Annotated in this window: 1 protein-coding gene; it reads left to right on the forward strand. The window is 60.3% G+C overall.

The annotated features are described in order from the left end of the window. The first annotated feature begins 90 nt into the window (after nucleotides 1-90). Nucleotides 91-13,410 (forward strand): filamentous hemagglutinin family protein, encoded by a 13,320-nt coding sequence (locus F3J24_RS21585; RefSeq protein WP_167010559.1) that lies wholly within the window; start codon nucleotides 91-93, stop codon nucleotides 13,408-13,410. Nucleotides 13,411-13,450 lie beyond the last annotated feature (40 nt).

Here is a 13,450-nt window from a genome sequence, read left to right on the forward strand (position 1 = left end):
ACCGCATTTAGCGGGGCCTGGTTTGCAGCCAAGGGCGTAGCCCAAAGCACGGCCGCGCAAACCGGTTTGATGCCTAATGGAATGCCTGCGATGTCGGCCACCAACCCGGGGGCGCAGCAGCAAAAGTCACAGGAGCAACTGGCTCGCTCCATCACTAATCTCAATATGGCAGCACGCGGTATCGCGGCGCAGCAGGCTGCGCAGGCGGCTGCTCGTGCAGCGGCTCAAGCTGCGGTCAGCAACGTACCAGACGGTCTCGGTGAGGGCGGTCTGAAGATCGACAGTAACAGCCTAACTGCCGGCTGGACGCATGCCAATGCGCCCAAGCAATCTGTGGCGGATGGAAAAACCCATGTCGCTGTCGAACAGACAGCGGACAAGGCCATTCTGAACTGGGAAACTTTTAACGTGGGCAAGAACACCACGGTGGAGTTTCAGCAGCAAAAAGACTGGGCAGTCCTCAACCGCGTCAACGACCCACAAGCGAGGCCAAGTCAGATCCAGGGGCAGATCAAGGCCGACGGCACGGTCATGATAGTCAACCGCAATGGCATTGTTTTCTCGGGATCGAGCCAAGTTGACACGCGTAACCTGGTGGCTGCTGCGGTGGGGTTGAATGATGGGCAGTTTGCCAAGGGTATCTATAGCGAAGCACAAGGCAATCAGAGCATTCCCACCTTCGCCAACGATCTAACGACAACGGCGAGCAGCTTCAGCCACACTGCAGCCAGCGGCGATGTGGTTGTGCAACAAGGCGCACAGATCACGACGCGCAAGTCCAGCTCGGTGACCGAAGGTGGTGGTTACGTCATTCTGATGGGACGCGATACACATAACCAAGGCATCATCAACACGGCCGCAGGGCAGACGGTACTGGCTACCGGAGATGCTTTTGTCATCAAGAAAGGCATGGGCTCGGACGCAAATCAGAACTCCACGACGCGAGGTAGTGTCGTCACCCCTTTGTTGAGCCCGAACTCGCAGGCAGGAACCGTGAGTAACAGCGGCTTGTTGCTGGCCAGCACCGGTGACATCACGATGACGGGCCGCGATGTGCGCCAGCAGGGCGTGGCTGTGGCCACCACCTCGGTGCATACCCGGGGCACGGTGCACTTGACCACGGCCGCCACCGATGCCCAAGCGCGGGTGTTGCTGGACAAAGACAGCGTTACCGCAGTGGTGCTGGATGAGAAGGCTGCCACCGCACTAGACACACAGCGCGACGCGTTGATCGCAGAGTCGGCAAAGGTAGGCGAAGGTGTAGCTCACCGGCGCGATCAATCGCTGATCCAGATCGAGAGCGCGGCGGGTGCCGTGGACTTTGTCAGCGATTCGCTGACGCTGGCGACTGGCGGCCAGGTGTTGGTGAATGCAGCCAAGGCCGAGCTGGCCAAGCGCGCGCTGCTTGATGTCTCCGGTGCGGTCGGCGTGCAAGTGGCGATGGAGTCCAATAACGTTCTCATCAATGTTCAGGGCAATGAGCAGCGTGACGCCCCGGTGAACCGCGATAGCGACATGCTGCGCAATAGCGATATCTGGATTGATCGCCGCTATCTGGTCAAGGTCTCTGCGGGCACCAACGGCTACGAGACAGATCGTTGGTATACCGCTGGCGGTCTGCTCGAAGTTGGTGGCTATCTGGGAATTTCGGGTCACAGCGTCGGCGAGTGGTCCGCTCAAGGCGGCATTGTGCAATTCACCGGCGCTGAGCTCAAGACCCAGGCGGGTAGCCTGATCAACCTGGCGGGGGGAACGCTGGATGTGCAGACAGGTTATGTTCATCAAACCTTCCTCAAAGGTATGGATGGTCAGTTGTATAGCGTGTCCTCAGCGCCTGGTGATCTGCAGTACAGCGGCTTGTACAAAGGCTTTGAAACCGAAAGCGGACGCTGGGGAGATGCGGCCAAGAAAAGCTACTACAACCCCTTTGTTGCTCCAGCAACGCGTCTGGAAAATGGTTACACCGTGGGTCGTGATGCAGGGCGTTTGATTGTGGCGACGCAGTCTGCTGTGCTTAACGGTGATCTGGATACCAGCGTCTATCAGGGTCCGCAGCAAACGCGTGGCCGCGATGCTGGCCTGGATGGCTACCAGCAGGCGCAAACCGCAGTGGCGCAGCGTGGTCAGTTGGTCATAGGTGCTTTGCTGCCGGTCTATGACAGCAGCCTGAAGGGGCTGCTTTACTCGCCCCAGGCCGTGGCTTCTGAGATCACTTTAGGGCAGGAAAATGACACAGGCATGAGCCTGGATGCGACATGGGTCAACGCACAGAATTTGGGTGGTCTGCAGGTCTATGCCAAGGATGCCGTTACCGTGCAGCAGGCCTTGCAGGTTGCTGCTGGGGGGCAGATCGCGCTGCATGCCAGCAGCGTTGATGTACAGGCCAACCTCACTGCCCGCAGTGGCCAGATTGCTTTGGGCGATCTGGTCAATACCTGGGGTGGACAGGCTGCAGGATGGACGGTCAGCAGTATCAACGCAATCAAGAATGGTGAGATCGTCATTGGCGAAGGCGTGACCTTGGACGCAAGCGGACTGTGGAGCAACTTGCAGTTGGACTCTGGCGATATTTCGGGCCTGCCCTTCCTCCATGGAGGTCGCATTGCGGCGCGCAGCAGCGGCCGGGTGACGGTGGATCAGGGTGCGCTGCTCGACGTCTCCTCCGGTGCCGCTCTGCGGGCCAACGGCAGCACGCAGGGCGGACGTGGGGGCGATATCACCCTGGTGGCTAGCGGCCTGTTAGGGGCCGTGGACAGCGGCGAGCGGCTGGTGCTACGTGGCGAGCTGCGTGGTCATGGGGTGTTGGGCGGAGGCACATTGCATCTGCAGACCGGAGATGCGGTGGCCATCGGCGGGCAGGTGCCCGGCGGCGACGGCACACTGCAGGCGGGTCAGACCTCGCCAATCGACCTCGTGCTGCAGGATGCATTGACCATTGAAGCCGGCGGTGTGCTGCCGATGGATGTGAGCTTCACCCGTACACGCGCCATGCCCGGCGAGCTGATGGGCAGTGCGCCGCAGATTCAGAGCAGCAATCCCGCCAGTTGGGTCACATTGACGGAGGATTGGACTCCGCCCAGGCCGACATCGAGCTTCTACGCGATCACCACGTCAGCCGGAACGCTTCAGATCCGGGCGAGCACTCCATTGCCGGTACTGTCTGCGGGAACCGTAATTCGCGCACTTACGGGGACGGCTTTTCCTAAAGACTATGTGGTGCCCGCGGCCTTTGCGAATGGCTTTCCGGTCGTTCCCTCCACCGGCATGCTGCTCGCGGGGGCAGTGGCTTCTGAGGCCGTGACCTATGCTGCTGGTACGGTGCTGCGCGCCGGACTGATGCTGCAGCAGCCCGTGGCCGTATCGGTCTCGGTCACGTCTTTCGACACAGAACTCTTCCATAGCGGTTTCGCACGCCATGAGCTTGTCGGAGGGCGCGGCCTGGTAGTCGCACCTGGCGCGGTGATTGATGTCACGCAGCCGGTGCTACGCCTGGATACGCAGCTTGCACGAGGCATCGCCACAGGCGGGGAATTGGCAGCAGCACTCACACCTGTACTCGATCCGCTGTTTATCGAAGATGCGGTTGCAAGCCAACTCAAGCGGCGCGGCGGCGCCAGCCTGGCGCTGATGGCTGGCATCGCGCCGGGGGCAATGGCCTCGCTGTCCATAGGAGAAGGCAGCCGTATCACGGTCGATGCGGGCCAGACCCTCAAGCTTGCAGCCAATGGCCAAATTGCGATAGAAGGCACCCTGCAGGCTGCTGGCGGTCGTATTGATGTGCTCCCCCAGGGCTATAAGAGCGAGCGCGAAGTGGCCGATTCCAAGGGGCATCAGCGCTCCGTTTGGATTGGAGAGAAGGCTGTACTTGATGTCTCGGGCATAGCAGCCTCGGCCCTCAATGCGCAAGGCAAGCGTTATGGCAAGGTGCTTGAAGGCGGCAGCATTCAGATCGGCGGCGTACATCCCGGTGATGCGGGCGTGGCCGAAGCCATTGACAACTTTATTGTTGTGCGACCGGGAGCGAAGCTTAACGCCTCGGGCAGTTCGGCTGTGCTCGATATCCCGATGCAAGGCGAAGTGGAGCTGGCCTCCAATGGCGGCCTGATTCACCTGAGCAGCTTTAACGGCCTGTACTTGGAGGGCGAGATGCGCGCCGCAGCGGGTGGCGAGTCTGCCGCAGGCGGTCGTCTGTCTCTGGTTCTGGAAACCCCGAACTATGCCAATGCCGACGGCCCCACCGACACTGTGCGCCAAGCCCGTAATCTGTTTGTGCAGCAGACCCAGCAGCCTGAGCTATTGGCCGCCGATCTACGGCCTGCCCGGACCAACTCTGGCCTGACCTACGGCCACTCGCGCATTGGCGTGGATCGTATTAAGGCGGGAGGATTTGGCCAGCTGGATCTGTTGGCCAACGGTGTGATTACGCTGGAGCCGGGGCTGGATCTTGCCTTGAGCCAAAGCCTTCGCTTGACGGCACGCAGCATTAGCTTACCCGATGGTGCAACGAGCGGTGCACAAGTAAAGCTTGACGCGCCTTATGTGCGTCTGGCAGGTGCTACGCGCCAAGGTCGGGACAACTTTGTCATGCCGGTGCCTGGAAGCTCCATGCAAGCCGCTGTGACCTTGACCGATGTGGTGGATGGCTCGCGCTTGCTGGTTGAATCTTCGTTGCTGGATGTGCGCGATACCCTGACCTTTGGTACCTGGGGCTTTATGCGCCAGGAGAGCGGCGAGCAAAAGCTCACACAATCGGGCTTCGAGACGGTGGAGTTGCGCAGCCAGGGGGATATCCGCATGTTGGCGTCAAGCGTCAATGAGCAACAGCCTACCTCGCTAGCAACCGTTGGCGATATGGTGCTGGCAGCCAGCCAGATTTATCCCGTGACCCTTGCTAGGGCAGACATCATTGCTGGCCGCCGCGAGGTGGTCACGCAGTGGGGCAGCACGGTTGTCGAGCCTGATCCGGCGCGCAGCTTGCGCATTGAGCGCACAACTGATCTCGATCCCCCCATGCCTTATTCGGCCTTTGGGGCGCTCAATTTGCTGTCGGCCAATATCGAGCAAGGTGGCGTGTTGCGGGCGCCGCTTGGCCAGATTGGCGTTGGTGTGGGCAACGGCAGCAACACCTTTGAATCCAGGGTGACTTTGTTGCCAGGCAGTCTGACATCGGTCAGCGCGCATGGTTTGGTCATGCCGTATGGCGGCACGATAGATAACCTTAGTTACATGATCAACGGCACGGATGCGCTGTACTATGGGTTGGGCGGCGCGATGGGAAATGTGCTGCTCGCTGCCACTGCAGTCGATGTGCAGTCGGGCGCACGCTTGGATTTGCGCGGTGGCGGAGATTTGCAGGGTGCGGGGTTCTTGCAAGGCCGTGGAGGCTCGACAGATGCACGCTTGCATCCGCTAGTACAGACGCGTAGTGACGGCAGCTTTGTGCTGCCCCAGCTGTCGACCAACCCCGTCTATGCGATTGTTCCTGGCTTGCAAGCGAGTACCGCTCCTGCTGGTGGCGAGCAAGGGGCGGGCGCTCCCGCTGTGGGGCGTCAGATCTTCATCGGGGATGGAGTTCCAGGCCTGGCGGCTGGCACCTATACACTGCTGCCGTCGACCTATGCGCTGCTGCCGGGTGCATTCCGGGTGGAACTCAATGGACTGGCTGTGGGGCAGGCACGCTTTGGCAGCACGATTGCCATGCGCAACGGCTCCTACACCACGGCAGCCCGCCTGGGAGTGGCGAACACCGAGATTGTCGACACCTTGACCACACAGGCAGTGTTGACGCCTGGGCAGACTCTGCGCAGCTATTCGCAGTACAACGAAACCAGCTACGCACAATTTGGTCTGGACTGGGCGGTGCGTGACAATGTGCCGCGCCCACAGCTTGAGCGCGATGCGCGCCAGCTCACGCTGGAGGCACAAAAACAACTGAGTATTGCGCAGGGTGTTGCAGATTTCACCCCTGCCGCCGATGGGCGCGGCGGCAGCGTGGTGCTCAAATCATCCAGGATCGAAGTGCTGGCAGATGGGGCGTCTGCCACGGCAGGGTTTGATGGCTTGTCGGTGCGTGCTAGCGAGCTCAATGGTCTGGGCGCTGCGGGTATCAACTTGGGGGTGGATCCTTCTTCACTTTTTGCGGCCGTCAGCGACAGCTCCACGCAAAACGCCTGGCAAGTCAATCTGGGCGGGGGCACCACTGACGAAATCATTTTGCGCAAGGGGGCTGTGCTGTCTGCCGGCCAGGTTTTGTTGGGCGTCAGCAGTAACCAAAGCGGACTCACGGTAGAACAGGGTGCCGGAATTGACACCCTGGGCAAGGGCCGAGCACCTTGGGATTCCAGCCAAGGCTTTGTTCTCCAGCCTGGACAGACTGGAGTGCTGGCGCTGAGCAATGGCTGGCTGGATGTGCTGCCATCGGCCGCCGATTCAGACTGGGGATCGCGTGGCGCAGGCTATTTGCACATCGGTGTTTGCGGGGGCATCAGCGCGGACAGTTGCAGTGGTGAAACACGTTTGTATGCCGAAGGCACAATCACGGCGGCAACGAACAAGTCCTTCCAGCTTGACGAATCGGTCAGCTATGCTGCGCGCAATCTGGTGCTGGCTATGGGCAAGATCAATGTGGGCAGTGGCGTAGCACTGGAGCAGGCGGAAAATGCCGGCCTGCTGACTGCGGGCCTGACGCTCAACCAGGCTATCTTGGATCGCCTGATGCGTGGTGATTCCAGCATCGGCGCACCGGCATTGGAGAATTTGGTGCTGACGGCCCGTGACTCCGTCAATTTCTACGGCTCCATCAATCTAAGCACGCTCGATCCCGTCAGTGGCAAGTCTTCGCTGCAGCGACTGGTGCTGGGCACGCCCGCCATCTATGGCTACGGCAGTGCCTCAGATGTGGCGCGTATTGAAACCGATACCTTGGTCTGGAGTGGCGCGCGCACGCCAGCGGGCGAGATCGTGACGGGCGGTGCGGGCACAGGAGCGGGGCGCTTTGTGACGGATGCACGGCAGATCGAATTCGGCTTTGGCCCAAAGAGCCAAGCCGATGGTTTGAACAGCCAAGATCGTCTGATGCTCGGCTTTAACAGCGTGGATTTCAATGCCAGCGAGCGCATAACAGCCAATCGCAAGGGGGCGCTGTCCGTCTATGCGACGCGTGGCGGCTGGGATGATGCTGCTAAAGCCTGGCAGTACAGCGGAGGTGATCTTCGCATCAACACCCCGCAGCTGACGGGGCAGGCAGGTTCGGACAACACCATCAAGGCTGGCGGCAACATTACCGCACTGGCTGGCGCAGGTGTGGTCGCTGCCGCTGATAACGCGACCTTGCGCGAAGCACTGGGCGCCACGCTGACGCTGCAAGCCGGTGGCTCACTCACGCTGGATACTGCTGTGCTGCTGCCTAGCGGAAAGCTGAGCCTGAAGGCTCAGGATGATGTGGTGTTGGGCGATGGCGCGCAACTGGATTTGGCGGGCCGCAAAATTGACTTTTTTGATGTCAGCCAGTTTAGCTGGGGTGGCGATGTGTTGCTGCAAAGCATGCACGGCAATGTGCAGCAGGCTGCTGCTTCGAATATGGCGCTGGATGCGCTCAACAACCGGGCTGGCCGGTTGACAGTCCATGCCCTGCAAGGTGTGGCGAATCTCGCTGGCAGCATCAGCGGTCAAGCAGCGGGGCACTACGATGCAGGGGGTACAAAAGTGCCGTTCGCTGCGGGCTATGCCGATATCCGGGCAATGACGATTGCGGATTTCAGCGACTTCAACAACCGCCTGAATGCTGGCGGCATGGTTGGGGGACGCAGCTTCCAGCTGGGTCAGGGCGATCTGGTTATTGGCGATGAACTCAAGGCGCGCGAGATCAATGTCTCGGTCGATAACGGCAGCCTCACGGTCAATGGCCATGTCGATGCCAGCGGTGAGCAGGCGGGCTCCATCCGCTTGGCCGCCAATCGTGGTGTGGTGATTGGCGGTGCTGCCGTGCTGGACGCCAGTGCCAGCGTGCTGCGCAGAGATAGTTATGGCCAGGTGATCGATGCACCTAACCGCGCTGTGATTGAAATCGACTCGGGCGAAGGGCGTCTGGTGCTCGACTCTGGTGCACGCATGAACCTAGCCGTGGCGGGGGCGCTTGCTAACTATGGAACGGTTGTGCTTAATGCTCCGCGCTTGGGAGGCGCAATGGGCAATGACGTGGATATCCAGGCTAGCGGTACCGTGCAGATTGATGGCGCACGCTCGATTATTGTCAACGCCTTCCAGTCGTACACCGATGCCCCTCAGGGCACGGAAGCCACAGTGGATCACAAGGCCTATCAATACATCGACCAGGAGTGGCTGGGTAAGCGTCATCAGGAAAGCTCGACGTTTATGAGCAATGCCCTGGCCAATACGGCGTTGATGCAAGGCAAGCTTGCGGGGCTAAGGGCCTACAACGACCAATTCCACCTGCGTCCAGGTGTCGAAGTGCTGGCGTCTGGCGATCTGCATATCGATGGCGATATTGATCTATCCGGCTATCGCTATGAGAGCGTGAACCCACACATTCAAAAGACGTCCAGCTCATATGGTTCTGGAGAGGCAGGTGCCCTGGTACTGCGCGCTGGCGGCGATCTGGCGGTGTTTGGCAGTATCAGCGACGGTTTTGATGGCTCCAGGTTGGGTGCCTCGCCCGATGATCGCGGCTGGGTTTTACCTGCGGGGCGTATGCCGTTTGGTGGCGATTTGATCATCCCGCATTCGGGGATGGCGACGCTGGATGTGGGAACGGTCTTCAAGACCGGGCGCACGCTCAACTATGACCTGCCAGTAGCAGGGTTGAGTCTGCCTGCTGGAGCAGTGTTGCCAGCGGTGATGCCGTTGGCACAGAACCTGACCTTGGCGGGCGGTACTATCCTGAGTGGCGATATTTGGGCGGCAGACGGCATCACAGTGCTGCATAAAGCGGGTACGGTGCTGGAACAGGCGTTGACGCTGACTGCAGGGCAGAAGCTGGGGGCTGGCTTTAGGGCCAACTCGGCATTGCAACTGGGAGAGACTGTCTGGCCTGCTGGCGCACAGTTGCCTGCCGATATGACGTTGTCCAAACAGCTGGCCCTGCTCAAAGGGGCTGTGGTGCCGTCTCTGACGGATGTGGTGCTGCCCGGCGGTGCCTTGCTGGTGAGCTTGCGCACCAATGACGCTGATGCGAACAACAGCCAGGGCAGCGTGTGGGCGCTGGCGCCCATGCTGGCTGCGGGCTCGCAGTCTTCGGACCTGCGCTTGGTCGCAGGCGCTGATCTGAGCGCGGCAGACTCGCGGCTGACCCGTGTGGATGGACATGGCAGCTTGAGGCTGGCAGATGCTCACTTCGGCCTGGGCTCCGAGTTACGTCAAGTGCCGGGTACAGGAAACGTCGAGTACAGCTGGGGGGCTGGCTCTTCGGACTTCTTCATGATCATGGATCTTTGGGGGATGGGGCTGAGCTTTTCGGCATCTCCTGGTGACAAGATCACTGCGGAGCAAGTCACTGAGATGCTCGAAAAGGGCGCGATGTGGGAACAAAATATCAACAGCCTCAACGATTGGGGATTTGGCGAGGTCGCTAGCTTCAGTGGCACGCCGGCGGAGATGGCGAACAAGGACATCCCCGCGCACCAACAACTATTTAGCGTGTTGCGCACAGGGACCGGCGATCTGGATTTGCTGGCTGCAGGTAACTTTGAGATGAGCTCGCCTTTTGGCGTGTACACCGCCGGCACGCAATCGGCTTCGCTAGGCGCGGCCTACAACCTGCCACGCGGTTTGCAGACCAACAATAGCTTGTTGCATGCCGAGGGGGCGGCATACGAGAAGTTCATCAATGGTGGCTCGGACAGCTTGTACCAGGCCTGGTATCCGGAGCGGGGTGGCAATGTGCTGCTGCGTGCTGGCGGCGATATCAAGGGAGACCTGGTTGGTCGCAATCGCAAGATACTTGAGACAACTTACGCGCTTTCCAACACTCGTCAGCAGATTGCGACGGTGGAAGTTGGCTCTTGGCTGTGGCGTCAGGGGACGGGTAGCCTCACAACCGCCGAAGAGAGCGTGCCAACTGCCTGGTGGATCAACTTTGGTACCTATGTGGCGGGTGGTGCGGACGGTGATCGCGACGAGTACCAGCAGTGGTTGCTCCCCAACTATCCTTTCTTGGTGGGCTTCACCGGCGTAGGTACCTTGGGCGGTGGCAATCTGACGGTTCAGGCTGGCGGCAATGCCGGCATGATTGATGCGCGCGGTGGTGCTCCCTTGAACACGGCCGTGCCGGCCCAATCCGAGCGAACACTGGCGCCGCGCAGCCAAGGCTTGCATCTGGCGGTGGCCAGTACGGGCCGAGTCACGGCAGATGGTCAACTGGTGCAGACCGGCGGCGGTGACCTGGATCTGCGCCTGGGTGGTTCACTCAACCCCAATCCGCAGTTGATGAGTAAGGAGCTGGATTTGAACTCCACCTTCGTCAACCTGCGCGGTGCCATGCACATCGATGCCGCTGCCGTTGGCGGCATACAAATGCGCTATGGCTTGCGCGATCCACTGGATATCCGTGTTGGTGATCCGTTCGCTGCAGACAGCGTTTATTCGCTGGGTGGCCCGGTGCTGGTGCTTGGTGATGCGGCAGCGCGTATCGAGACCAGAGGGGACCTGGTGCTGGGCGGCGTGGCAGATGCAGGTCGTACGCAACTGCTGAGTGCTACGCCATTCAGCTATGGCGGTAAAACCTACGCCCGTGATGGCTGGAGCTGGTTCTCGTTATGGACACCCGCCACGGCGATTGATCTGCTCAGCGCAGGTGGTAACCTCACGCCCACAGCAGTGCTGGCGGATGCCGATGGCCAGGAAGATACGTTCTGGAATCGGGATGGGCACAACACCTCGTCCAATCGTGATGGCTACTACTACCCGTCCATTTTGCGGGCGGCTGCGGCCAATGGCAGCATCTATTACGGGGCTGGTTCTACCGATCAGAGAAACTCTTTTGGCAATACACCGGTGCGGGTTGCCTTTGGCGTGACGCTGGCGCCTTCCCCCATTGACAGCCAGTTCGTCAATGTCACCGGCAAGGGGCAGTTGCAGTTATTGGCAAGTGATTCCTTGTTTGCCAGCGGCTTTCCCATCACGGCGTCAACTGCCGATCCACTGGGCATGGCCAGCGTATTCCGCCCTGGCTTTGTGGGACGCATCGCTGATACGGGTGGCGGTCAATGGGGGTTTGAGCCCAAGTATGTGTACAACGTTGCCGATGTTCTGGTGGACCGCAACAGCTGGATAGGTGGGGCGGGCGGTCGCAAGCAGGGGGCTTCGCTATTCACCTTCGGCGATACCGCGACGGCTGCCTATGCTGTGCAGGGTCAGGATCCTGCGCGCTACTACGCGGTCAATGGCGACATTGTGGGCTTGCGTATGGGTCAGGAAGTGGTGTCGGTCAAAGACGGTACAACCGTGCGGTATGAAGCCTCGATGCCGGTCACCGTGCATGCCGGTCGAGACATCGTGCGCTCGGGCACTTTGCTGGGCCAGCAGGACACGGTCTCTGGAGCCAAGACAACACAGTCCAACACGCGAGGCAATCTGATTGCCCATGCGTTTGACGACGACATCTCGGTCATCGAAGCTGGTCGCGATATTCGCTACAGCAGCTTCTATGTGGCCGGCCCCGGTGTTCTGGAAGTCAGTGCGGGACGCGATGTCTATCTGGCAGACAAGGGCGAGATCAAGAGTCTGGGCTCGATTGTTGAGGGAGCCTCACAAGACCGAGCAAGTGGGGCCAGTATTGCTGTGGCGGCTGGCCTCGGAGTCGGTGCACACTGGGGTGATTTTGCAGAGCGCTATCTTGATTCTGCAAATCTCGTGAATCCCGACTTGCCGTTTTCCGAGCAGCCCGGAAAAGCTTTTGCGGTCTACGGCGGCGCATTGACCCTGGCTCAGTGGTTGGCGCAGGAGTTCGGCTACAGCGGCGGCGACGCTGAGGCCCCGGCCTTTATGGCACAGCAGCAGGCGCTTCTGGATCAACCGCGCCAGCAAGCTTTGGCGGTGGGGGCTACGGCGAGTAACCGTTCACTGGCACGTGAATATCAGGCGCAAAGCCAGTTGCATCTGGTCAATTGGCTCACGCAGCGCTACGGCGCTCAGGCCAGTCGTGCTGGGCGGGTGTTTGACGCAGCCAGCATGGATGCTCGCAGCTTCTTTGATGCGCTGCCTGCTGAGCAGCAGAGAGCGTTTTTGCGCGGAGCCTACTACGCCGAGCTCAGAGCCGCTGGCCGTGAGTACAACGAAGTGGACGGCAAACGCTCGGGCAGCTATGTGCGCGGTCGGGAGGCGATTGCCACCTTGTTCCCAGAGCAAGACAGCCAGGGCAAGGCGCTGGACTATTCGGGTGACCTCACTATGTTCAGCAGCGCCGTGTATTTCACGGGCAATTTTGTGAACAATCCGGTGGGCACCAGACGACCCAAGGCTGGCGTTGACTATGTGAGCTATGACGACTGGGTGGCCTTGGGAAGCCCATACTACGGCGTCTCGCATTACAAAATCCTGGATGCCGGCATTCACACCAACCTTGGCGGTGACATTGACATCATGACGCCTGGCGGGCGCACGTTGGTCGGCGTTGATGGCGGCTTTGTGCCGGGTGCAGGATCCGGGGTGATGACTCTGGGAGAGGGCGATATCAACATCTACGCCCAGAGTGACATCCTGATGGGCCAGAGCCGTATCTTCACGACCTTCGGCGGCAATATTCTGGGCTGGTCGGCTGAAGGCGATATCAACGCGGGTCGTGGTGCCAAGACCACTGTGGTCGCAACGCCGCAGCGCCGTGTCTACGACTGGTTGGGCAATGTTACGCTGTCGCCTAGCACGCCTAGCAATGGCGCGGGTATTGCCACGCTCAATCCCATTCCCGAGGTGGCTCCTGGTGATATCGATTTGATTGCCCCACTGGGAACCATTGATGCTGGTGAAGCAGGGATTCGAGTCTCCGGCAATGTCAATCTGGCGGCCTTGCAGGTGGTCAATGCTCAGAACATTCAGGTCCAGGGTAAGGCCACGGGTATACCGATGGTGGCAGCGGTCAACGTGGCTGCCATGACCAATGCCAGCGCTGCAGCTTCTCAAGCCACAAGTGCGGCGCAAGAGGAAGTGCAGCGCCAACGCGAGGCCGCACGCAAGGCCATGCCATCGGTGTTCACTGTCCGGGTGTTGGGCTTTGGAACCGAGCCTATGGAGACTGGTGACAAGCCAGCCCCAGCACCGCTGACTCCTGCTGCCAAGCCTGGCCGCGTGGCATATGACCCGCAAAGTGCCTTGCAGTTTGTGGCCATTGGCAAAGAGGTCGATGCCCAGGTTCTCGCCCGCTTGAGTGACGAGCAGCGACGTCAGTTGCGGCAGTAGGGATCACGGCTGAAGACCGATTCGCTGTTTGCCGCCTTGC

Source organism: Comamonas sp. Tr-654, from assembly GCF_011752915.1.
Classification (GTDB): Bacteria; Pseudomonadota; Gammaproteobacteria; order Burkholderiales; family Burkholderiaceae_C; genus Comamonas.

What these genes read in the sequence shown, in the direction of transcription:
- F3J24_RS21585 (WP_167010559.1), top strand. Translation starts at nt 91, where the DNA reads ATGTCGGCCACCAACCCGGGGGCGCAGCAGCAAAAGTCACAGGAGCAA.